Source organism: Clostridioides sp. ES-S-0190-01 (assembly GCF_020658275.1).
GTDB lineage: Bacteria > Bacillota > Clostridia > Peptostreptococcales > Peptostreptococcaceae > Clostridioides.
Genome location: NZ_JACVWA010000054.1, coordinates 26221 through 49830 on the forward strand (window position 1 = coordinate 26221; position 23610 = coordinate 49830).

General features: G+C 25.6%; 18 protein-coding genes. 13 read left to right on the forward strand and 5 right to left on the reverse strand.

All coding sequences use genetic code 11. The features are described from left to right. Nucleotides 1-59: 59 nt before the first annotated feature. The 7 genes from IC214_RS20415 to IC214_RS20445 all read left to right on the forward strand — a co-directional run bounded on the left by IC214_RS20415 (nucleotide 60) and on the right by IC214_RS20445 (nucleotide 12358). The gene (locus IC214_RS20415) at nucleotides 60-1433 is read left to right on the forward strand and encodes a CHC2 zinc finger domain-containing protein (RefSeq protein WP_227824995.1); all 1374 of its coding nucleotides are present in this window, start codon (nucleotides 60-62) and stop codon (nucleotides 1431-1433) included. A 103-nt stretch (nucleotides 1434-1536) separates the two neighbouring features. Then, nucleotides 1537-3180 (forward strand): AAA family ATPase, encoded by a 1644-nt coding sequence (locus tag IC214_RS20420; RefSeq protein ID WP_227824994.1) that lies wholly within the window; start codon nucleotides 1537-1539, stop codon nucleotides 3178-3180. A 57-nt stretch (nucleotides 3181-3237) separates the two neighbouring features. Beyond that, nucleotides 3238-5181: a VWA domain-containing protein gene (locus tag IC214_RS20425; protein WP_227824993.1), complete on the forward strand. Its 1944-nt coding sequence runs from the start codon at nucleotides 3238-3240 to the stop codon at nucleotides 5179-5181. A 153-nt stretch (nucleotides 5182-5334) separates the two neighbouring features. Beyond that, nucleotides 5335-7593, forward strand: a complete 2259-nt coding sequence (gene dnaE / locus IC214_RS20430; protein WP_227824992.1) for a DNA polymerase III subunit alpha — start codon at nucleotides 5335-5337, stop codon at nucleotides 7591-7593. 738 nt (nucleotides 7594-8331) lie between these two features. Next, nucleotides 8332-10233, forward strand: coding sequence for a group II intron reverse transcriptase/maturase (ltrA, locus tag IC214_RS20435; RefSeq protein ID WP_095903720.1), 1902 nt, complete (start codon nucleotides 8332-8334; stop codon nucleotides 10231-10233). Between the two features lie 226 nt (nucleotides 10234-10459). Beyond that, nucleotides 10460-12052, forward strand: a complete 1593-nt coding sequence (locus IC214_RS20440) for an OB-fold nucleic acid binding domain-containing protein (protein ID WP_413926686.1) — start codon at nucleotides 10460-10462, stop codon at nucleotides 12050-12052. A 105-nt stretch (nucleotides 12053-12157) separates the two neighbouring features. Further along, nucleotides 12158-12358: a hypothetical protein gene (locus IC214_RS20445; protein ID WP_095903721.1), complete on the forward strand. Its 201-nt coding sequence runs from the start codon at nucleotides 12158-12160 to the stop codon at nucleotides 12356-12358. A 60-nt stretch (nucleotides 12359-12418) separates the two neighbouring features. Here the strand turns inward: IC214_RS20445 and IC214_RS20450 are convergent, their stop codons facing one another. The 3 genes from IC214_RS20450 to IC214_RS20460 form a co-directional block, all read right to left on the reverse strand. Next, entirely contained in the window at nucleotides 12419-13003 is a 585-nt protein-coding gene (locus IC214_RS20450; RefSeq protein WP_227824990.1) for a hypothetical protein, read from the reverse strand. 15 nt (nucleotides 13004-13018) lie between these two features. Continuing rightward, nucleotides 13019-14188 carry a ParM/StbA family protein gene (locus IC214_RS20455; RefSeq protein WP_227824989.1) on the reverse strand — a complete coding sequence of 390 codons (1170 nt, stop codon included), beginning with the start codon at nucleotides 14186-14188 and terminating at the stop codon, nucleotides 13019-13021. A gap of 243 nt (nucleotides 14189-14431) precedes the next feature. After that, on the reverse strand, nucleotides 14432-15106 hold the full coding sequence (locus IC214_RS20460; RefSeq protein WP_227824988.1) for a hypothetical protein: 675 nt from the start codon (nucleotides 15104-15106) through the stop codon (nucleotides 14432-14434). A 271-nt stretch (nucleotides 15107-15377) separates the two neighbouring features. Here IC214_RS20460 and IC214_RS20465 point away from each other — a divergent pair, with 271 nt between their 5' ends. Together IC214_RS20465 and IC214_RS20470 are read left to right on the forward strand one after the other, a co-directional pair. Further along, complete coding sequence (locus IC214_RS20465) at nucleotides 15378-15683, forward strand: hypothetical protein (protein WP_227824987.1); 306 nt, start codon at nucleotides 15378-15380, stop codon at nucleotides 15681-15683. Between the two features lie 335 nt (nucleotides 15684-16018). Continuing rightward, nucleotides 16019-16276, forward strand: coding sequence for a hypothetical protein (locus tag IC214_RS20470; RefSeq protein WP_227824986.1), 258 nt, complete (start codon nucleotides 16019-16021; stop codon nucleotides 16274-16276). A 408-nt stretch (nucleotides 16277-16684) separates the two neighbouring features. Here the strand turns inward: IC214_RS20470 and IC214_RS20475 are convergent, their stop codons facing one another. Beyond that, nucleotides 16685-17890, reverse strand: coding sequence for a helix-turn-helix domain-containing protein (locus IC214_RS20475; protein ID WP_227824985.1), 1206 nt, complete (start codon nucleotides 17888-17890; stop codon nucleotides 16685-16687). Nucleotides 17891-18288: 398 nt separating this feature from the next. On the opposite strand from IC214_RS20475, the gene IC214_RS20480 reads away from it, so the two are divergent. Together IC214_RS20480 and IC214_RS20485 are read left to right on the forward strand one after the other, a co-directional pair. Next, nucleotides 18289-18561: a hypothetical protein gene (locus IC214_RS20480; RefSeq protein ID WP_227824984.1), complete on the forward strand. Its 273-nt coding sequence runs from the start codon at nucleotides 18289-18291 to the stop codon at nucleotides 18559-18561. Nucleotides 18562-18776: 215 nt separating this feature from the next. Beyond that, nucleotides 18777-20045: a replication-relaxation family protein gene (locus IC214_RS20485; RefSeq protein WP_095903729.1), complete on the forward strand. Its 1269-nt coding sequence runs from the start codon at nucleotides 18777-18779 to the stop codon at nucleotides 20043-20045. Nucleotides 20046-20084: 39 nt separating this feature from the next. Here IC214_RS20485 and IC214_RS20490 read toward each other — a convergent pair whose 3' ends face one another. Continuing rightward, nucleotides 20085-20558 carry a hypothetical protein gene (locus IC214_RS20490; protein WP_227824983.1) on the reverse strand — a complete coding sequence of 158 codons (474 nt, stop codon included), beginning with the start codon at nucleotides 20556-20558 and terminating at the stop codon, nucleotides 20085-20087. Nucleotides 20559-20766: 208 nt separating this feature from the next. Here IC214_RS20490 and IC214_RS20495 point away from each other — a divergent pair, with 208 nt between their 5' ends. Next, nucleotides 20767-22731 carry a ParA family protein gene (locus IC214_RS20495; protein WP_227824982.1) on the forward strand — a complete coding sequence of 655 codons (1965 nt, stop codon included), beginning with the start codon at nucleotides 20767-20769 and terminating at the stop codon, nucleotides 22729-22731. 24 nt (nucleotides 22732-22755) lie between these two features. After that, nucleotides 22756-23535, forward strand: coding sequence for a Flp pilus assembly protein CpaB (locus tag IC214_RS20500; RefSeq protein ID WP_227824981.1), 780 nt, complete (start codon nucleotides 22756-22758; stop codon nucleotides 23533-23535). Nucleotides 23536-23610 lie beyond the last annotated feature (75 nt).

Sequence of the window (23610 nt, forward strand, 5' to 3'; positions counted from 1 at the left end):
CTAAATAGTATAAATGTGTAAAAATATTCGATATAAAAATCTGAAAGGGAAAATAGTTTATGAAAAGGAAAGATTTTATAAAAGAGACTATTGAATTAGTTAGAGAAGTTGTTGGTATAGATGAAATTGAATCAAGAATGGACCTAAAAAATGGAAAAGGTTTATGTCCTTTCCATCATGATAAGAGAATAGGATCTTTTTCTGTTTCTAAAAATAAGAAAATATTTAAATGTTTCAGTTGTGGTGTTGGAGGAGATATTATCAAATTTGTTTCCTTATTTGAAAATATAACTTATGTTGAGAGTGCATTTAAAATAGCACTTGAAAAGAGGTTAATCTCAGAAGAAAAATATAAGCAAATATTATCAAAAAAACTTTCAGAATCAGAGAATTTAAAAATTGAAAAAACTTACATAAAACAAAATCTTATTGAACATCAAAGCAAAAAAGCTGATAATGAAATATTAAATAAAATCTATTCTTTGTTTATAAAAGGTTTTGATTATTTAGGTAAAAATAGATTAAATGAAGAAGATGTAAAACATCTTAAAAATAAAAGAGGGCTGACAGATAAAGAAATCGAAGATACAGGTTATTTTTCTTTCCCGAATAGATATATATTAAAACCTTTCTTAGCTGACTTAGAAAAGAATAACATTAAATTAAGTACATTAAATAATATACCAGGTTTTTTTTATAACGAGAAAAATAATCGATATGACTTTACTACTATAAAAGGAGGAGGTATTGCAATTCCAATTAGGAATGAATTTAAACAAATTGTTGGAATACAGATAAGAAAAAATATGGTAAATAACCATGAGAGTAGATATATTTGGTTTTCCTCTGCTTTTGCTCAAGAGAAAGAAGGATATAAATTTGGAACATCTGCTGGTGTGTCTATAGATGTTATTTATCCAAAAGAATTAAAGGTAAAAACTATTTTTATTACTGAGGGCCATTTTAAGGCTAAGAAAATAGCAAAAGAGTATAATAGTATAGCAATATCAATTCAGGGCGTTTGTGCTTGGGGTAATATTGTAGAAGTAATTAAGAATATTCAAAAAATATATAGTGAGGTAAATTTACCTTATATTTATATCGCTTTTGATGCAGACATGGGATATAATCTTGCTGTTTACAAACAAGCCCTGAAGTTAGGAGAAGCTTTGCGAGAAATAGAAAATAAAAAAATATTTTACGTTCTTTGGGATAGTGATTTTGGCAAAGGAATTGATGATTTAATTGATAATGGAAAAAAAGATATGGTTGATAAAATCTCATTTGGTGAAATGAATACTTATTATAATAAGTATATAGAAATGTTAATATCATTATTTGGATCAGATGAAAAAAAATATCCAAAGGAAACAAAAAAAGAATTGTATGAACAAATAATATTGAGACAACTTAAAAAATATAAAAATATATAAAAAAAATAGGGAGAGAAAATTATAATTTTCTCTCCCTATTTCTATAATATACCATGATTAAAAGGATTTAGATTATTAAAATCTTAAAAAAGGGGTGCTATTTATGGAAAAGGTATCAGTTGTACATAGTTATAAGGATTTAGATTATATAGAGATAGGAGCAAAAATTACATTTAAAAAAGATCCAAAAAATAAAATGGATGAAGATGCAATAATTGCATTTTTTAAAGAAGATAAAATAGGTTTTATATCTGCACAACCAAAAACTATGGGTGAAGGCACTGTTTCAAATCATGATATAGTAAATAAGGTAAAAGACGAATTTTATGGCATAGTAGTTGATCATCAAGAGATAAAAACAAATAAGATAAAAAGAATTTTAATAGTTGAAATACAGTGTGATTCTGAAAAACACAATAAACAAGATGAAATTATAAAAGGGTTAATACTAAAAGTAAAAGGAAGCATAAAAGAATGTAAGAAAAAGATGGAGGTTATTAATCAATTTAGAAGTGGAGAAAAAATATTTTTAAAAGTTGGATTGGAAGATGAAAAGATAATATTACTAAAAAATAATGAAAAAGCTGGTATTGTAGAGGAAAAAAGCTTTCCTAAATGTTCTTCTGTTAATGATATTAAAGCATTAAAAGCTATTTTAGAATCAAATATTGACATAGGATTAGCTGAAATATATAAAACTGAAAAAACAGATTTTTATGTAGCTATTGATTTTAATTTAGAAGAATATAAAAGTATAATTAATAATGCTTTAAAAGAAGAAAATGGGAAGATAAAAGAAAAATTAATTAAAAAAGGATTTAATAAAACTATATTAGATGAGATAGAAGATTATTTATTAAATAATAATTTTAAGACTGATTTAATTCAAAAAATATTTAATACTTACAAAAAATATGGTAAGAATGTTTCTCATAGAATTCCTAAAGAAAATCCAAATTATAAAGACAATTCTAATAATCTAAAAATAGGTTGTTCTGCAATTAGAAACAAGTGTCATATACTCTGTTCTGGAGAAAAAGGTACAGGTAAAAATGTTTTTGTAGAAACTATGGCTTGGATATTCCAAAGACCTTTATACTCTATTTCTACGAGTAAAGAGACCGATAAGTTTGACTTATTAGGGTCAAAGAGCGTAGATACAACAGTAGACGAGAATGGAATCTCAAAGAGCACTATAGTCTTTGAACCTGAAGTACTTCTTGAAGCTATGGAACAAGGTGGAATTATAAATGTAGATGAAATAAATTTTGCTGATCCAGGAGTGACAGCTCTACTACATTCTATTACCGACCATAGACAAGCGATTGAAGTACCAGGCTATAAACAAATTAAAGCTGAAGAAAATTTTATTGTAATAGGCACTATGAATATCGGATATGAAGGGACTTCTGATTTAAATGAAGCCTTATCTGACAGATTTGTAGATATATTATTTGAACCTAATAATAGCATATACTCTATTTTAAAAGATTCTTGTCCTTGTGTTAAAAAATCAGATTTATTAATCGCTGATGAAGTTTACACAAAGTTGACATCTCTGATAAAGGGTACAAATGCTGATTTAGACGAAAGTTGTATGAGTATTAGAGGTTTTATACATGCAGTGAAGATGAGTGAAGATTTAGAAAGCATAAAAGAAGCTTTAATTGTTGGAGTTGCAAACAAAGTAAGAGATACCGAATATAGAGAAAATGTTAAAGAAGTAATAGAACAGATATGTGCTTAAAACAAAAACCACTTAAGTGGTTTTTGTTTTATAAAGATAAAAGGGGAGGAATGTTATATGAATAGTTTAGAGGTAATGGGAAGAAAGGATATTATTAAATTTTGTGATTCATATGGGATTAATAAAAAATTAAAATTTTTAGCTACTTTGATAGATGAAAAAATGGAACAATTTAGTTTGTTTTTAAAATTAGGTGGAAGTACTTATACGGATTTTGAAGATGTTTTTATAGGTATCCCAGAATATATGGAAGGGGAAACAAAGGAAGTTTTGTTTTCTATTTGTAAAGCTTTAATTGGGCATGAAGTTTCCCATAAAAACTATACACCAAAAGAAGAGTATGGAGGTTTTATAGAAGAATTTAGTTTGTATTTTAAAAATAAATATAAACTGAGTAAAAATAAAACTGAAGAAGTTGGAGCATTTATAATAAACTCAATTGAAGATGGAAGAATAGAAAGATTATTATCTTTAAATTACCCAGGCATAATTAAAAATTTAATTTTAATGAGAGGTTTCTGGTGGAGAGAACAACCAATAAAAGATAATAACAATGAATTATTTGACACTTTATTTTGTATTACAACAATTTCAACAATGGGTATTTTACCAGAAGATTATATTAAACATTATACAAATGAAAATATAATAAATAATATAAAGCTCTATTGCCCTAAAGCTGTAAATTGCAATAACTTTAGTGATTGTTTAAAATATGCATGGGAATTAGTCTATTCTATAGAAGATTGGTTGGTATCAGAAATAGAAAAGCTTCCTGAACATGATAATTTAATCAACCTAAATAGTGGTTTTTCAAAAATAGGTAAAAATATAGATGGAAGTATGAAGAAATATGAGGAATGTGAAAAAGAAAGTACAGAGAATAATATACATGGAGCATTTAAATCGGATGATAAAAAACAAGAACTTGGTGAAAGTACTAATAAGTTGGAAAGTAGCACTAATGATGAGAATAGAGCTAATGATTTTGACTTAAAAGAACTTGTAGATAAAATAATATCAGAGTCTAAAGATTTTTTATATAAAGAATCTAATTCAGCAATAATCCAGGCAGAAAAAGAAGATATATTAAAAAAAGAAAAAGATAAAAAGGATGAACTGGATGCAAAAGACTCATTGAGCCAAGAAAAAATGAAAGATATAGAAAAATATTATAATAAGTTATTTAAAGATAATAATTTCCAATTTATGGATAATCTTAATATGATAAATTACAATTATGAGAAAGTAAGTGCTAAAGGAGATATTTTAACTGAGTCAAAGAAATTAAAAAAAGAGTTAAGTAAAATAATTATAGATCAAGTAAAGATAAATCCTAAAAATAAAAAAAGAGGATTATTAGATACTAATGCTATTTGGAAAATGCAAAATAAACAATATGACATATTTAAAAAAAGATATTATGATAATAAAAAAAATCATGTATTTTATGTTTTGGTTGATGGAAGTGGTTCTATGACAGGTGAAAAATTTAAAGAAGCGTATAAAGCTACAGCTATATTGGAAGAAGCTTTAAGTGAGTTAGTAGCACTAAAAATAGCACAATTTAATGTGACTAATAACATAAATCATCATATAATTAAAAATTTTAATGAGAAAAAAGGGAATAAGAGTTTAGCTTTCTTAAAAAATAATAAAGCAGAAGGATGTAATTTGGATGGATATTCAATAAGAGTAGCATTAGAAGAATTAAAAGAACGAAATGAGGACAAAAAGATTTTAATTATTTTATCTGATGGTCTACCATATGTTAATCGCTTATATGGAGGTAAATTAGCCTTAGATGATGTTAAATGTGCTATAAGAGATGGAAGAAGAGATGGTATATTAATTTTTAATATAATGTTTGGTAATAAGAATGAAAGAGAATCTTTAGCTAACAAATTCTTGTATATGTATGAGAAAAGTATAGTTTCATGTGAACCTTATCAGATTCCAACTGAACTATTACGAATAGCTAAAAGAGAATTATTAAAATAATATTAATTAATAAAAAATTATTAGAGCTAATCTAATAATTTTTTTTATGGATTTTATAAAAAAGTACTATAATATAAAAATTTAAAAAGTATATTAATAGATAATTTTTTTATAAAAAAATTATTAAATAAATTTAAAAAGGGAGGAACTTTTATGTATGTTAGTCTTAGCAAAAAACAATGTGAAAAAATTAAAATTAAATTAAAAGAGGAAAAACAGAAAAAAGATAATAGTACTTCAAATTATTTAAATTTGATTGAGAATGATGGAAAGATAGAGGTATCTTTACTAAATAGTAAAGAGGTTTTATTTGTTTTAAAAAAAGAAAAGTTTTTTAAGGGTAATTTCATAAAAAATAATATATTTGATTATAGGAACAATTTTATAGGAGAGTTTGTTGATGAAAAATTAAAGGTTATAACTTGTATTAGGTTACATGGACACACAGAGTATTCTCTTCTTGATTCAATAGTAAGAATAGAAGATTTAGTACAAGAAGCAGAATATTCATGTTCAATTACAGACCATGGAGTAATGTATGGCTCAATTAATTTTTACAAACAGATGGTATCTCAAAATAAAAAACCTATAATTGGATTTGAGGCCTATTCTGAGAGTATAGATGGGAGTATGAATAAAAATCATTTAGTTCTTTTAGCTAAAGATGAGGTTGGCTATAAAAATATATCTAAATTATGCTCTATGGCCTATAATAACTTTTATAAAAGACCACAAGTTAAATATAGTTGGTTAGAAGAATACAATAAAGGTGTTATAGTTTTATCGGGATGTATAGCTGGAGAAATACCAAGAGCAATAGCTGATGGAAACAATAAATTAGCAGAAGAAGTCGCACTGAAATTAAAAGAAATCTTTAAAAATGATTTTTATATTGAGATTCAAAGACATGATATTAAAAATGAAGGGAAAATAAATAAACATTTAATATCATTGGCTAAGAAGCTTGATATAAAAGTAGTAGCTACTGATGATGCTCATTACTTAAAAAAGGAAGAATTTTTGATTCATGAGACCCATTTATGTAACCAAACAAAAACAACTATGGATGATCCCAAAAGATATAAATTCTCAGGGACAGGATATCATGTACATAGTTGTTTTGAAATGGAAGAAAAATATAAAGATATTCCTGAAGTTTTATTTAATACATTAGAAATTATGGATAAATGTAATTTGAATTTTGATTTTGGGAACAACATATTACCTGTCTTCCCAAGAGAAGAAGAACAAAATTTAACTGATGAAGAATATTTTAAAAAGCTTTGTTATAAAGGCTTTAAAGAAAGGTTCTATGGTAGTCCTAAATATGAATCATTTGAGTATAAAGAAAGATTAGAATATGAAATAAAGACAATATGTGAAATGGGTTATCCAGATTATTTTCTAATTGTCTGGGATTTTATTAATTTTGCTAAAAAAAATAATATACCTATAGGACCAGGTAGAGGAAGTTGTGTTGGATCTCTTGTTGCATATGTATTGAAAATAACAGAAATGGACCCTATTCGTTATGAATTGCTATTTGAAAGATTCTTAAACCCAGATAGAATTAGTATGCCTGATATAGATGTGGATATTGGAGATGAAAGAAGAGATGAAGTAATTAATTATGTAAGAAAGAAATATGGTAAAGATAGAGTTTCAAAGATTATTACTTTTGGAAGGATGGGAGCAAAAGGGGCTATAAATGATACGGCAAGAATTTGGGGTAAAAGTACAAGCTTTCGAAGTGAAATTAGTAAATTAATTCCTTTAAAACCTAATATTACAATAGATGAAGCTTTAGAAGAATCAACTGGGCTCAAACAACTTTATGATGGGAATTTAGAAGTTAGAGAAATTATAGACAAGGCAAAAAAAATAGAGGGACTTCCTAAAAGTAAGGGAATTCATGCATGTGGAATAATAATAGCGAGAGAATCAGTCACTAATTTCTGCCCACAAATTATTGTAAACAATAAGGATACTGGAGAAAAAGAATGGGTTACTCAGTATACAATGGGAGAGTGTGAATCTATAGGGTTGCTCAAAATGGATTTTTTGGGTCTAAAGACAATGACAATTCTATCTGAATGTATTGATGATATTAATAAGAATTATAATAAAAACCTAAAAATAAATAATATACCTGTAAATGACATTGAAGTATATGAACATATTTTTAAAGGAGATACAAGGGGTGTTTTCCAGCTTGAAGGTCCAGGTATGACAGGGTTTATGAAAAATCTGTTTCAAGATGTTCCAGCTTTTTTAAATACTATTTCAAATAGTTCCTTATCAAAAGAACAGATTGAAAAAAAGAAAGAAGAATTTGGAGATGTTTTATTTGAAAGACTAATCGCTGGAATAAGTCTTTATAGACCTGGCCCCATGGAAGGTGTGAAACGTTAGAAACCCCAATAAGGTTTCTCAATATAATCGCCTATTGGTAGATTATTATTGAACTTATATATCGAAGAATCAAATGATAGGGTAACGCCTTGAAGGGTTCTCGCTAATCTCCGACTTGCGTTCTTAAATGCAATTTTAAGAAGGTTTGAAGCTCGGTGAAGTAAAGACTAAGTATACCCTAACTATTCCACTTTAGAATAGAGGCAAAAGGCTCAGAGGTGAGCAATGTATACAATGGTATGGGTGTCAATGCCTATATATGGTGAGAATGTTGCTTAAACATAGCAACTGACGAACTTCCGAATGTACGGACTTTGAAATGGGACTTTACAGAAATGTAGAGGGGAGCTATTAATGCTTCGATTACCGAGGTTGAGTACGAATCTTCCAATAGAAAGACCTTGCAATGTTACAGGCATTGGAGAGTAATCAAGTCTATAGGAAGCACCTAAGTATAGGATAATGATAGATATATAGGAACGTTGAAAGCTATGAATTGTGGAGGGATTGCACCCAACGATACAAGTTTATTGGAAAACTCCTTACTGAAAGGTTTTGAGTATAACAATAATTAATCATAGTGAGAGTGTTGCCACAGTACCTAAGAAGCGATGATAACAAGTCGTGGAGGGATAGGCAATAGCCTGTGGGAAATCCTAAAAATATTCAATAAAATAAACATAGCTTCGAGTATGACAAAGAGAACCTAAATCCAATCTGAAAAGGAGGATGGTGTCTATGTTGACTTCAAGGAAAAAGAACAAAAACAAGAGTTTAAAAAATAGGAAAATCAGAACGACTGAATATTACAATATGCAAGAAGTAACTGATGACCTATACCAAGATAGTCTAAAAGGCAAAAACTTTAATAATCTGATTGATATTATATCGTCAGAGGAAAATATTAAAATGGCTTATAGAAATATCAAAATAAACACAGGCAGTAATACAGCAGGTGTTGACGGACTAACAATTAAAGATATAGCTACACTAAATGATACAGAATTAGTCAAAGGCATTAAAGATAGGTTGAATAACTACAACCCAAAAGCAATTAGGAGAGTTATGATACCAAAACCAAATGGTAAAGAAAGACCATTAGGAATACCTTGTATATGGGATAGATTAGTACAACAATGTATCCTACAAGTATTAGAACCTATATGTGAAGCTAAATTCCATAAAAATAGTAATGGATTTAGACCTAACAAATCAGTTGAAAATGCAATAGCCCAAACTATGAAGATGATACAACAACAGAAATTATTCTATGTTGTAGATATAGACATTAAAGGATTTTTCGATAATGTAAGTCATAGTAAGTTGAAAAAACAACTTTGGACTATGGGAATAAGAGATAAGAACCTTTTAATAATCATTACCAAAATGCTTAAAGCAAAAGTTCAACTTCCAAATGGAACAAGAATAAGTAATGAAAAAGGAACTCCACAAGGAGGAATACTATCTCCCCTACTATCAAACATAGTTCTTAATGAATTAGATTGGTGGATAGCAAGTCAATGGGAAAATGTTCCTACTAAAAAGGAATATAAATGTGCAGTACATTCAAGTGGTGTAGTAAACAAAGCCCATAAATTTTCAGCTATTAGGAAAACTAAACTTAAAGAAGTCTTCTTCGTAAGATATGCAGATGATTTTAAAATATTTTGCAAAAACTACAATGATGCAATCAAAATGTATCACGCAACAGAAGATTTTCTAAATACAAGATTAAAGTTGGAAATCAGTCCAGAAAAATCTAAGGTTACAAACCTTAAACAAGAAAAATCAGAATTTCTTGGATTTGAAATTACAACAAACCTAAAAGGTGATAAACGCATAGTAGTATCTCATATGTGTGATAAGGCAATTAAGAGAGTAACTAACGAACTTAAAGAACTTATCTATCAAATTAAACATAGTAGTAAAAAACAAAGATATGTACTAATTAGTAAATACAATTCAAAAATTATCGGAGTTCATAACTACTATAAAATAGCAACCTGTATAAACTTAGATTGCTGTAAGATACAAAATGCTGTAAACCTAAAATTCTTTAACGCTATTAAAAAGGAATATTCCAGAGATGGAAACTCACCAAATGGATATATTGGTAAGAATTATGGTAAATCTCGACAAATGAGATATATCGCAAACAAACCAGTTGTACCAATAGGTTATATTAAAACTAAAAATGCAATGCATGTTAAAAATATAATCAATAAGTACACTCCAGAAGGTAGAGAAGAAATCCACAAAGCATTATCAAGTGCAATAGATATGAATATTCTACACAGACTAATGAACCAAAGTATAGTAAATCAAACCATAGAATATATGGATAACAGAATTTCTGTTTATACTATGCAAAAAGGAAAATGTTCTGTGACAGGAAATAAACTCGAATATGATGATATACATTGTCATCATAAGAAACCAAGGAAACTTGGAGGAACAGACGAGTTTAGAAACCTAACAATAGTATCAGTAAAAGTGCATAGATTAATACATGCTACTAAGAAAACCACTATTAATAAACTCTTAACCGAGTTAGATTTAAAACCAGAACAACTGTTGAAAATTAATAAGCTAAGAAAGTTAGCCGAGAATGAAGAAATCAAAACAATTACTTTATTCTAAAAGATATAACAAAGCCAAATAATATGAAATATAGAAGTTAAAGAAATAAGATTATAGGTCAAAAACCTTGAAGTGTGTAAATTTATTGAATAATAAATAAAAGGATAAGTCCAAGGTGGAACGCCGTATGAAGTGAAAGTTTCATGTACGGTGTGAGGTGGGGGAAAGAATGGAGATATTAGAAATAATATCAAAATTTTACCTATCACCATAAATTCCTAATTATATAAATAATATGATAAATCCAGAACAAATTCATTACGATACTCCTAAATTAGAGCCAATTTTAAAAAATACTTATGGGATAATTATATATCAAGAGCAAGTTATAAATACTGTCATTGAACTTGCTGGATTTTCGAAAGGTCAAGGAGACTGGATTCGTAAAGCAATGGGAAAGAAAAGAGATGAAATTTTACAAGAGTATGAGCCATACTTTATATATGGTTCAGGAGATGCAGAGGATAAAATAACTAAAAAGCCTTTAAATATAGTTGGATGTATAAATAATAACATTAGTGAAGAAGTAGCTAAATCAACTTGGAACAAAATGGAGGATTTTTCTAAGTATGCTTTTAATAAAAGTCATGCTGGGGGATATTCTTTACTTTCATATCAAACTGCTTGGGCTTCTCATTATTATCCAGTTATTTTTATGAAATCTAATTTAAATGTATATATAACAAATACGAATAAATGTAAGGCGTTTTTAGCATATTGTTCAAGAAAAAATATAACTGTATTACCTCCTTCAATTAATAAGTCTAATAAGAAATTTTCAGTTGAAAATAATTGTATAAGATTTGGATTTCAAGGAATAAAAAACTTAGGTTATTCCTCAGAGCTTATTATTAAAGAAAGAGAAAGTGAGAGAGGTTTGTTTAAAACTTTCCAAGATTTCATTGAGAGAATGGTTAAATATCAAAAAACAGATAAAAGAGTCATAGAAAATCTAATATTTGCTGGAGCTTTAGATTGCTTTAATGATTCTACAAGAAAAGAAAAATTAGAAATACTTCCTTTTATATTAGAATCTTCTAAATTGGATAAAAAGAAAAATATACAAGGTCAAATTAGTATATTTGATACAGAAGATCTTTCAGATATAAAAGTAATAGATATCCCAAGATTAGGAGAATTTACTAATGACTATCTTCTTGAAAAGGAAAAAGACGTTGCAAACATATATATATCAGCTCATCCTTTAGATGATTTCAAAGATGTATTAGAGAAAGAAAAAGTAGTAGAAATTATTGACTTAATATCTGAAGAAGATGAAGAAGAAGAAAATCAAAATAATCTAACATGTTTGATTGATGGGATTGTTGAAGTAGCTGGGGTGGTTAAAGATGTAGAAATAAAATATTCTAAAAAAAATAAACCTTTTTATATATTTAACCTTGAGGATAAAACAGGAGAAATAAAATGTGTATGTTTCAACAAGTTAAAAAATGAAGATAACATAGTTGATAAAAAGAAGATAATTGCAAAAGCAAAATTATCTTGCAATAATTTTGGATATCAATTAAATATTTTAAGTTCAGAGAACTTAGATTCAAAGGCTAAGAAGAATAATTCTATTTTAATAATAGGCAATAAAAATAGAATTGAAGCTGTAAAACAGTGGAGATATCTAAAAGATTTTATAAATAAGAATGAGGGGAATAGTAATGTATATTTTAAGTTTGATGGTGTTGAATATCCCTTTAAAAATAAATTAGATTTGTCTTGGAAAAATTTATATGATCTTCAAACTGTATTTGGAGAAAATAATTGCAAATTAAATATAAATATGAAAAACAAAGTACATGTTAATTAACATGTACTTTGTTGTATTTAAAAAAATTATTAATTATAAAAAAACACATATAATAAATTAACTTTTAACTAATAGATAATTTTTATAAGAAACGAGGTGTAAGGTATGTTGTTTAATATAATAACGGAAAGTGGATGTATGTACAGGAATGTAAAAGTCATTTCTTCAAGAGGGTTTGCAAGAGATAAAAAAGATGTTAAAGGTGCATTAAAATATGAAAAAGGAATTACTCTTTTATCTCCAGTCTACATGAATAAATACATAGAGAATAAAAATGTTTATTCGATAGAAGAAGTAGAAGAGTAGAATACATTTAAATATATTTTTTCAAATAAAAAAGTTGGTTAATTTTAACCAACTTTTTTATTAATCATTGCATATCATATCTAAATCTATGTCTATGTCTAATTCTTCATCAACTTCTTGGTATTGCATAGATTCTTGTTTTTTATTAACTTCTACATCTTCATGAATTTCTTCTTTTTCCTCTTGTTTAGTTTCGACTTCAATATTTAATTCCTCTTTGTTTTCTATTGCTTCTTCTTCTACTACTGTTTCTTCTACTTCATTATCTTTTAGCTCTTCTATCATTACTACTTCTTCTAAATGATTTTCTTTATTATATATAATACTATTTATTCCTTCAGATAAGCTTTTTAAATCCACAGAAATAGATTTTCTTAAAACTTCTTCCAAATAGAGTTGAGTTTCTGAATCACTAATGTCAGGAAATCTTATTTTTAATAAACTTTCTCCTAATTCATATGCATTCATAACTGTTGTTAGAGACAAAGAATTAGAAATTTTATTTCCTCTTATAATCATTTTGCCTAACTCTTGAGACTTGTTTAGCTCCTCATTTCCTTCTAATTCATCTAAAATTCTGTTTAATTCAGTCTTATTTGAAATAAAAGTAAAAGCACAACTGTTTCGGATTTTTTTATTTTTCATTTGCATAATCACATCCTATTTTTGTTTTACTGTTTTTCTTTTTCTATCAATTAATTCTTCGTATTCAGTTAAATTTTCTTCATTACTTTGATTAATTTTAATAATTAAATCATTAAAAGCTTTTATTATTTTTTTTGTGTAATTTGCAAGTTCAATCTTCGAAATTTTTGAGTCTTTGAATTTTTGAGTTAGGTCTTTTATTAAATAAGAAGCACAGTTGTCCCAAGTAGCTGTTTCAGAAAAATATAAATTCCCACTATTATTAGGTAATAACTTTTCTAAATATTTTCTTAAAGCAATTGAGCCTCCACCCGTAAAAATTATTAAATGACTTCGCTTATATAAGAAAACATTTTTTGAGCTTAATTGATTAAGTATTTTATCATCTATAAAGTCTAAAACTGTATTTTCTATAAAACTTGCAACTGAATCATAACCATTTATCATATCATCGGAAATAGCATCAATTTCTTGGTTTTCTATCGCTTCTAATATATTAATAGAATCAATATCAACTATGTCAGCATTTATATTTTTTCTAAGAGTTGTTCTTAAATGTTCTTCAAGGTGGTTTGTCCCAGCTTCATCAAGAGAAAAACTTTCTAAAGTGTTCCCTTTTTCATCGTACAGTCTATGATTTAAGTTTTGGCCACCTATATCAATGACTCTAACTTTTCTTTTAGGAAATCTCATTCGAGGTACTAAAGCCATCCCTTCAGGAAAAACATTAAATCCAGTAATATTAAATGATTTGTCTGAACCATTTAATATTATATCTATTTTTTCATTAGATTTTATTAAATCAACATATTTCTCTCTTTGACGCTCATTTGAAAAATCAGATGATGGATATCCAACAACTACATACACATTTTCATTTTTGGAATGAACCTCTTTTGCAATAGATGTATATACACATAACTGGTGGTGTATATTATTTTTTGTTGTCTCAAAATTGTAAGAAGACTGTACACCTTCTCCTATTAAATATTTGTCACCTTCAAATTCTGCTCTAAATTGAAGATCAGAAGAACCATCAATATCAGAAAAGGTCCTTCTCGATTGTGTTTTAGAAGGGAACATGTAATGTGTTAAAAGCTCATATGTATTTGAAAATACAACTACTTTAACAGCATTTTTTCCAGGATCTACCACAATTATTTTGTTTGCCATTTTTTCATTCATACTTTTCCTCCATATATATAAAATTATTACAATATAATAAGATATTATCATAATATGTAAAATAATTCTATTATTTTATCAATTTATATAAATCATATTTATTTTTTTTGTTTTTTAAAAATAAAAAATAAAATTAAGAAATTTAAAATTAAATAATTTTAAAAAATAAAAAATAAAAAAATATAATTTAATATTTTTATAAATTTAGTAAAATATTAAATTATATTTATATTTTTTAAAAATTTAATTTATGCTATCAAATAGTTTCATTTCTTTTTCTAATAAAAAATTATCTTCTGATATATTGCTATTTATTGTTTCTATTATAGAGCTTCTTTCTAAATCAGATGTTAAATTTGATATTAGCTTTTTAAAATTTAAATGTCTCTTTTCTAATAATAAATAGATATCTTTATTTTGTTCAAATAAAGTATTTTTTTTATGAAAAGAAGATAAATTATCTTCTACTGCTTGTTTCTTTTCTGATAAATAGTTTTGCATATCTAAAAATGAAAAGTTCCCACTATAGTATAATAATGCATTTTGCTTTACAGAATCATAATTTTTCTTTAATAATATATTCTCTAAATTTATTGCTTTTTCTATTAAATAAATACTCTTAGTGGATTTTTTTTTATTAATAATTTGTTCTTTTTTTTCTATAGTTATGTCTTTTGGGAGATAATCAAATTTAGATAAAGAATCAGGTACAATTTTTAACAAAAGAAAAAATGAGAAGAAGATAAATAACATAAATATAATCTTTAATGTATTTCTTGATGTTGCACTTCTATTGTATAAAAACGTTTCATTAGTTTTATTATCTTTTTTAGTTGATTCAAATGGACTTTTGTATTTTATAACTTTGCCATTTTTCATTTTTAAAAATAAGTATTTTTCTTTATTTTTTTCTCTCATATTAGTTCCTCTCTATTATCTTAAATTAAAGTTTAATAAAAGAAATCCTTTAAAATGGATAACTATTTATTATATATCTTTGCATATGGGTTTGATAACTTTTAAAAGAGTAACAATATATAAATTCAAACATAATAACTCGTAAATGGTATAAGCTCTAATAATGTCAATATAAAGCTATTTTAGTTATAAAAACTATAGGCCTGTATAAGATAATACTATAAATTATAAGTTTTATAATATTTTAAAATATAGAATAGGAGAGATATTTATGAAAAAGATAAAGGGATGTATTATAGTAGGTGTTTTTATAGCTATACTTGCAATTATAGTAAATAATTTAGATATATTAAAAGATACAGATTATATAAGTACAAAATGTGCTTTTGATTTAGTAGAGGAAAAAGTACCTAAAGAAGCTATTTATCAAGGATATAAGAAAAATCAAGTAAAAGGAGAAACAGTGCTTTATTATGCTTATAAAGATGCAAGTCATATTGTTACATTATCACATCCAGAAAATGTAACAACAAGAGAAATAGATTGGAATGAAGTCTGTAAAATGAAATTTGATTAAGTTTAACAGATAAGGATTAAGTTTTTAAATATGTAAGTTTTTGAGTACATTTGTTTTTTAGGTTTTTAAAAAAAATAAACTTGACAAAAACTATTTTTTAGTATATTAATATAGGTTATTGTTCTGAGTAGTTATGAATATTCTGAAAATTGTTTGTTTTATTTTTTATAAACAACGAAAAGCTTGACTTTAGTTGAATAAATTAGTAATATATAAATATAATCATGTTGGTTAGCAATAAAGCAGAGAATGTCTATGGTGCTAAAACATATAAATTCAAATTAAAAGTGAATAGTCTATAAGTTTTATTTGAATGGAGAGAGGATAAGAATAAAATGCGAATAAGTAAAAAAAAATTAAATCAGACAATAGAAAAAGTTATAAGCAGAAATAAGGAAGAACTATATAAATATCGTGTTGATGAATTAAGTTTTCAATATGTAAATATAAAGAAAAACAGAAATAGAGAAGATTATGATATTATAGTCTCTATAGATGAAATAGAAGTTCCTTTATCTCTTATTCGAGACATAGTAGATGAAGCCTGCCAGGAGTTAGATATTAAAGTTGGTAGGACTTTTATAGAATTGTAGATATATATCTTATTAATAAAATATAAGTAGTGCAACATAGATTATGAATGTTTAGTGTAAAATTATTATCAAATAGTAATCTACACCTTTAAACTTTAGAGAGAAAGGCGTAGTTTTAATAAATATAAGTAATATGCTTCATCCTCAATGTTATTAATATGAGGATAGAATAAGAAAGTAAACTTTAACAAATTTTGTATTTAAATTTAGGAACTATATCCAAAATAAATATATAAAACCTCTCAGTTTTTGAGAGGTTTTATATATTTATTGAGTAAAGGTTGAAAAATCTTTTTAGATTTGGTAATATAAATATATAGAACCTATGTTTGAATTATTAAAACAAAAACACCTACAAGAGCTATTGTAGATGTTTTAATGGTATTTTTATAACTAATAGTTTAAGGTTTAATTACTAAGATCATTTATAAAAGTATCTATATATTCTTTGATTTTGAAAAGTCCATCAAGTTTAGTTTCGTCTTTCCATTCAGTTTCAACGATTTGTTCAATTAATTTTATTAGACTATCTTTTTGTTTTTTTGTTGCAGGTTCTCCATATATTAAAAAATCGTTATTTCTCAACAAATCTTCCAATTCATCTGCATTCTCAGATGGATGAGTTTGTTTAATTAATTTTATTAGATTATTTTTTTGTTTTTTTGTTGCAGGCTCTCCATTTATTAAAAAATTGCTATTTTTCAATAAATCTTCTAATTCATCTACATTTCCAGATGGAGGATTATATTTTATATTTTCAGATAGAGGATATACATTTAGTATTTTGTACAGTTCTGATCTATCTTGTCCTAAAGCATCTGACAAGGCACATGCAACTGACATAGATGGAGCTCTCTTATCTCCATCCTCGATTCTACATATATATGATGAAGATACATCTGATAATGCCCCCAACTCCTTGAAGGTTAATTGTTTTTCATTTCTAAGCTTTTTTATCCAATCTCCAAAACGAGTATCTGTGACTCTCTTAAGTCTATTGTAGAGTACTTTTATTTTATTATTAAATAAGCTTATTGCTCTACGTCTATCAACTTCATCAAGTTTTTCATCTATAGCAGGAAATACTTCTTTGTAGAGATTGTCTATTCTATTAAAAGTATCCTCTGAAAGATTTTTATTATTTAAAGTTGCGTTTATCTCATTTATTAAATTATTTATCTCTTCAATGTCTTCTAATTTAGCCATATCTTCCACAAATAAATCCCAGCGAGTAGATTTTATTGGAGCATATTTTCTTCTTAACTTTAAAATTCTACTATTTAAGATATTTTTTGTATCAGTATCAATTGAAGATTCCTTTAAAAATTTGGAAAGTTCTTCTATTTCTTCTAATTGTATAAACTCACCATTTTTACCTCTTTGCAGAGCATCATCAATCTTTTTTAATAGATCTTCCTTTTCTTTTAGTACTTTGTTTTCCTGTTTTATCTCTTCATACTTTTTTAGGAGTAGGTCCTTTATATCTTTGTCTATTTTGTCTATTTTGTGTAATTGCTGAATAGCGTTTTCTATTAAATCGTCGTCTATTATATCATCATTTTTAATTTTTTGGGCAAATTCTTCATTGAGAGTTAATAAGTCATTTAGATTCATATTATTGTTGGTTATAGACCAACATTCACCTCCTTATTATATTTTTATTAATTTTTAAGTTATAGTTTTTGCATTTATATATATTATACCACAATTAATCACGTTTAATATAAAAAATATTTTATTTTTAAAATATAGAAAAATAAACAAATATGAAAAATGAAAATTTTAAGAAAAAAGAATAAATATAAGAAAATAACGTAGAAATATGTAAAATACAGTAATATAAAAATAGTACTGAAATTAATTAAAAGTAATAATATAAGATGCCTTTAAATATTGACTAATAAGAACAAACGTTTTATAATAATAATGTACAGAATTATTCATTTAAAATAAGCAATAAAAAAGTTAAAGTAGACTATAATCTTAAATAATAAAATAGGAGATTATAGTTAATGAAAGAAAAAAATGTTATTATAGTTGAAGAAGAAAAAGCACCTAATTCAAGGGTTAAAATAGTCCTAATTAAAGAGGCTATTCGAAGATGCCCTACTGGTAAAACTCTTAATGTAAATGTTATTTGTAAAGAACTTGGAGAAATATTAGAAGAAAGATATCCAACAGAAGACTGTTTAGAATATCATTCTAAAAGGATGGGACTATTTTCCACGAGGGATATGGTTAAACAGATAAAATCCTATGTGGGCAAGAGTTATAATGGAGATTAATAATATTTTTAATATTCAACAAGAAATTTACTTTTTATAATTATATCAATATTTGAAATAATTATAAATATATTTTTACATTATATTTTTAAAATAATTTTTATATATAAAAAGGTAATTGTATTTAGGCAATTACCTTTTTATGTATAAAGAAGAATGATTTTATTATAAATAAGTATAATAATTTATACATAAGAAAGAAGAGGTTAACGAAATTGAAAAAAGATAATATTTATGACATAAAAAATACTTTAAGTGATATTGATCTTAATGTACTATATCATATATATATACATAGGTGCTTAACAATAAGACAAATATATAGAACTTTTTATATAAATGAATTTTCATTCAATCAATTTATAGATATAAAAATAAACTTTTTTATAATTAAAGATTTACTTGAAGAAGTTTTTTTTAATAAAAATAATTCTGCTTTGTTTCTGACAAAGATAGGTGTTGAAATTGTTAGAGAGAAGTTTTGTCTTGATGTAAATACTATCAATAAAGATAAAATTGTAAAGGGATATAATAGTTCATCAGATTTAAAATTACTATCTCGATTAATACCACACCAAATATTCTTAAATCAATTTGTTTTAGATTTTAATGTAGCTTTAGAGTATAAGCAATTAGACCTAAAGACAGAGTACTTTGATGAAAAATATGTTTCTCAATATCAAAATATTCGACCAGATGGGCTTTTAAGATTAAAAGACATGGATTTAGATTTGTTTTTAGAGTTAGACATGGGTACTGAGAGTGAAAAGCAGTTATCACTTAAATGGAAAAATTATAGAATGTTTTTAAATTCAACTGAATGGGATTTAGTAAGCAATAAAGTGATAGTCTTATTTATAGTGGAAAATGTTAAAAATGTAGAGAATAGGAAGAATGTAATTAAAAAAACTATTATAGATGAGATGTTGGACCTTCTTGGAGAGAAGTTTGAACTATTAGTCGGAACAAAAGAAGAACTTCTAAGAATAGTCTTTAACAATATTATACCCAAGTTAAGTAAAAAAGAAGAAGCATTTGAAAATATAATAAAAAGTAAACATGGATATTCTGTTTCAAAAGGTGAAAATCTAAAAGATAAATTAGGAGGAGATATTTATCCTTATTATATAAAGAAAACAGAGAAAGGTATTGAACATGAATTTTTAGTTGATTTTTATACTGGGAATCAATTAAATGTTGTTAGACGTATGGAGCTTTTAAAGAGAAATAGTTCATTATTTAATTATTATAACAAGAGAGATGTTAAATTAATAATTGTCTGTGAAGACATTGTTTCCAATATAAAAAAAGATGTGAATTTATCATCATCAGATGTGTTAAAAAATGAAAATATTTATTATACTACCATAAAAAGGTTAACTAAATTTGATTTAAAGACAGCCTTGTGTAAGATTGATGCTTTTAGCAGAATATATCATTTTTCTGATGATAATTTAAGTATACGATGTCTTGAAGAATCATAATAAATAGACTCTTTATTTAAAATAAAGAGTCTATTTATGTTATGAATTAAATATAAAATCGACCTTATCTAATACATCTTTTGGCAAAGGATTTATTAATAGTTTAGAACCAAATAAAAATTCTCTATCTTTCATTAAATTATTTTTTTCCAACAAAGATAAAACGTCTTCAAAATGTTTACCAATAATATCTTCTAACATATTAAAATTATAGTCTTTTAATAAACTCATCTGTTCTTTTGTTCCAAAACTTAGATTATTTAAAAAATCCCAAATGTTATTTAAAACCAACCCTGTTTTAGTATTAGGTAAGAGTTCTTTATATTTATTGTTATTACAATTAAAACTTCCTATTAATCTATCATTTTTATCTTTTAACAATCCATTTACTTTTAATACAGTGTTCATTCCTTCTTCTAATGTACAAGAATTAATACCTTTAACTTTTATGCAAGTCAATAATATAATAAGCTTCATCCCATTGTCTGTGTTAAGACAAATTACCTTTTTCATAAAATAACATCTCCAATCTAAACTTTTTAAAAAAATAAACATTTTTGAATTTAATGTATCTTAGATATTTTAAAGAAAAATATTCTAAATAAAAAAATAAAATCTAATAAGTTGATTTTTTATTTAAGAGATATTAAACTTTAAAAAGTTTTAAAAATAATGTCATAGTATATAATGTTTTAAAAGATTAAGAAGGAGGAAAATTAAAGTGGTTAAAATTTGTTTAGCTGTTGCATTTAAAGATTTAGAAGAATATCTAATTGATAATACTGAATATATTAAAAAAGAGATTGGGGAGGATGTGGAGTTTGTGGGAGAAGTTGTTTATAGAGAAGGTGTAATGCAATCTATAATTAACAACACTCCTGATATCTTGATTATTAGAGAGGGGTTGCCAGGTAAAGTTGATATATTAAGACTGGTACAAGAGTTAACTTTGTGTTTTCCTTTCCCTAAACTAAGAATAATTTTTATATCTAAAGATAGAAGAATTGGAGATGCTCTTCTTGCATCATTAGTCCAATTTAGAGTGTATGACATTATAGTAGGAAATAATATAGATGCTTTTTCCATTATAGATAAAATAATAAAACCAAATATATTAAATGATGTAGCTCAATTTTTACCAAAGATAAGAGAAACAGAAAAAAATACAAAATTATTTGAAGCTCAAGATTTAGAATTAATAAAAAAAGCAAGTGAGATTAATCAGGTTGTAAAGAAAGAAATAAAGCCTTTAAAATCAATAAAAAATATAGAGTATCATGATAAAAAAATTCCAAAGGATTGTTCAGAAGAGAAAATAATATTTGAAGGAGAAATAGAAAATGAAATAAAAGAAGAAGAGTTAGTAATAGAAGATGAACTAACAAATATAGAAAAAGAAGAAATAGTAATAGAGGATGAAGAAGATATAGTTATAGAAGAAGAAATAGTAATAGAGGATGAAGAAATAGAAGAAGAAGTAGTGATAGAAGAGCTAAAAGATAATGAAGTAGAAGAAACAGAAGAAGTAGTAGTGATAGAGGAAGAAGAATTAAATATAGAAGAAGACTTAATAGAAGAAGAACTAATCAATATAAATGAAAATTTAATAATAGATGAAGATATAAATACAAATGAAGAAAAAATTAATATAGAAGAAGATGTAATTGAAATAGAAGAAGAACTAATAGTAGAAAACAAAGAGGAATTAAATATAGAAAAAGAAACAGAAATGAAAGGCTATTTAAAAGAAGATGTTTCAGTAAAAGAAGATAAGAAACAAAAAAAAGAAAGGAAGATTATTAAAAAAAATAAACCATTGAGAAATAAATCTTCTTTGGCTAAAAGTAGTGAAGAAAAGTTTACATATGTAAAAAAAACAAACCAACAAATAATAAGTTTTTTAGGAGCTAAACAAGGGGTAGGTAATTCTCAATTATCTTTTAATGTAGCTGTTGATTTGGCAAATAAGGGATTAAAGGTATTATACATTGATTTAAATGAGAGAAGCTCAATAAATGATATTTTCTATTTAGGATTTGATGAAGTTGGAATTGATACAGCATTAGAAGGTATAGATAAGAATGATTATATTTTAATTGATAAAAGTATTGTTACAATAAATAATCTTTTAAATGAATATGAACTCTTATATAAGAGTTATTTAAAATTTCCAAAGACATTAGAATTCTTGTTTTTCTCTCAAAAATATGTAGAAGAAAAATATGAAATTCCAATTAATAAAATAAAGGACTTAAACCTATATTTAATTATGCAAAAAGGATATGATTTTATAATAATAAACGCAACAAATGATATGCAGAATGAATTATCAGAACTTCTTTTAATATATTCAGCAAAGATCTTTTTTACAATCGCACAAGATGCATCTATTATAAAAAATAATCTATTACAAACTAAAATAATGGATGAAAAAGGAATAAATTTTAGAGAGAAGTTCTATTATTTATTAAATAAATATGATAATTCAAACTTTAATAAAGATCAAATTTATGAGTGGGTGTCTGATTCTTTAAATTTAGAAGGTTTCCCTATTATAACAATACCAAATTTAAACAGAGAACTAATAAATTCTAATTTTAATGGATTACCTTTAATTTTAGAGAATAAAAAAAATAAAGAAATGAAAAAATCTTTTTTAGACATCTATAATGTAATAATAAAATAATAAGAAAGGGTTTAATTTTTAATAATGAAAAATATAAAAAACAAAGCTAATATATTACTACAATTTTCTCTTTTTGTACTATTTGCAGGGGGTGTATTCTTTTTCACTCAGTCTCAAGTAAAACCTGTTGCAGTTTACCAGTATAGTAGAAATATTCAAGAGAATACTGTAATCCAAAAAGGTGATTATATAAAAACATTTAAACCAAAAGACATTATAACAGAAAGCATGATTACAAATGAAAAAGATATTAATGGAAAGATATTAACCACAAATGTATATCGTTCAGAATATGCAATTAAGAATAATTTAGAAGACCCAGCTAAACTTGATGAATTTGCAAAGATAGATTTATCTAATCTTAGAAAAGTATCTATTCCCGTTGAAATGAAAGATGCAGTTGGAGGCAACTTGAAAAAAGGAGATAGGGTTGATTTAACTTTTGTTAAACAAGGGGATTCAAAAAATAATGATACTTCTGATAGTTTTACATATGCAAAGACATTTATGCAAGATGTTCTTGTTTATAATGTTGTTGATGATGGGGGTAAAAAATATGTAGACCAAACAGAAGGGACTCAAGCTTTGGCCAATGAAAAAGGGGAAGTAGTTGAAAGTGGCTCTTTAAGTATTGTTACTGTAGCAGTTACAGCACAACAAGCAGAAGAAATATATGCAAGACATAAAGATGGAGATATTGGAATTATTGGTAGATTTAAAGAGAGTCAAGACACAGGAACTTCTGGGTATACAATAGGAGAATATAAAAATATAAAAACACAAGAATCAAGTCCAGAAAATTAATATTAATAAAAAATGTTATTAAATAATTTATTTAATAACATTTTTTTTATGTAAGTAAAAGAAAAGTAATTATTT

Coding starts and splice junctions, on each gene's coding strand:
- IC214_RS20455 (WP_227824989.1), bottom strand. CDS start 14,188: ATGAATGAAAAAATGGCAAACAAAATAATTGTGGTAGATCCTGGAAAA.
- dnaE (WP_227824992.1), top strand. CDS start 5,335: ATGTATGTTAGTCTTAGCAAAAAACAATGTGAAAAAATTAAAATTAAA.
- IC214_RS20425 (WP_227824993.1), top strand. CDS start 3,238: ATGAATAGTTTAGAGGTAATGGGAAGAAAGGATATTATTAAATTTTGT.
- IC214_RS20480 (WP_227824984.1), top strand. CDS start 18,289: ATGAAAGAAAAAAATGTTATTATAGTTGAAGAAGAAAAAGCACCTAAT.
- IC214_RS20490 (WP_227824983.1), bottom strand. CDS start 20,558: ATGAAAAAGGTAATTTGTCTTAACACAGACAATGGGATGAAGCTTATT.
- ltrA (WP_095903720.1), top strand. CDS start 8,332: ATGTTGACTTCAAGGAAAAAGAACAAAAACAAGAGTTTAAAAAATAGG.
- IC214_RS20475 (WP_227824985.1), bottom strand. CDS start 17,890: ATGAATCTAAATGACTTATTAACTCTCAATGAAGAATTTGCCCAAAAA.
- IC214_RS20415 (WP_227824995.1), top strand. CDS start 60: ATGAAAAGGAAAGATTTTATAAAAGAGACTATTGAATTAGTTAGAGAA.
- IC214_RS20470 (WP_227824986.1), top strand. CDS start 16,019: ATGCGAATAAGTAAAAAAAAATTAAATCAGACAATAGAAAAAGTTATA.
- IC214_RS20465 (WP_227824987.1), top strand. CDS start 15,378: ATGAAAAAGATAAAGGGATGTATTATAGTAGGTGTTTTTATAGCTATA.
- IC214_RS20450 (WP_227824990.1), bottom strand. CDS start 13,003: ATGAAAAATAAAAAAATCCGAAACAGTTGTGCTTTTACTTTTATTTCA.
- IC214_RS20445 (WP_095903721.1), top strand. CDS start 12,158: ATGTTGTTTAATATAATAACGGAAAGTGGATGTATGTACAGGAATGTA.
- IC214_RS20420 (WP_227824994.1), top strand. CDS start 1,537: ATGGAAAAGGTATCAGTTGTACATAGTTATAAGGATTTAGATTATATA.
- IC214_RS20460 (WP_227824988.1), bottom strand. CDS start 15,106: ATGAGAGAAAAAAATAAAGAAAAATACTTATTTTTAAAAATGAAAAAT.
- IC214_RS20500 (WP_227824981.1), top strand. CDS start 22,756: ATGAAAAATATAAAAAACAAAGCTAATATATTACTACAATTTTCTCTT.